At 52.7% G+C, this 349-nt stretch carries 1 pseudogene; it reads left to right on the forward strand.

The window, feature by feature from the left end:
* Positions 1-167: 167 nt before the first annotated feature.
* A pseudogene (locus OGY62_RS00005) lies at positions 168-349 on the forward strand (DUF2931 family protein); the annotation flags it as partial.

A 349-nucleotide genomic window follows, 5' to 3' on the forward strand; every position in this document is an offset into this window, starting at 1 on the left:
CGTCCCAGCCTTCCCGTAAAACCGCTGAAAATGTGGACCCTCGCAGGCAACGAGATGACGCTCTGCAAAGACTACGTCGTTCCCGGCGGCACGTTTAATTTCATTCAGTCGACGCAGGATTTCATTAAAGGCAAAACCTACCCGTACGGCGACTGGGAATAACGCGGATGAATATAAACAAACTGCTTTTAATCCCACTGCTGATAATCGCCTCTGGCTGCAGCCCGCAGAAACCTGAACCTTTGCAGTCAAAACAGGCCGCCAGCGGCGACTGGACGCTGCCTTATGGCGAGTGGAGTTTTTCTTTTGTCACCCCTTCTGAACTACCCGCAGAAGTCCTTCATGCCCG

The organism is Citrobacter sp. CK198 (assembly GCF_030333295.1).
Classification (GTDB): Bacteria; Pseudomonadota; Gammaproteobacteria; order Enterobacterales; family Enterobacteriaceae; genus Citrobacter_B; species Citrobacter_B koseri.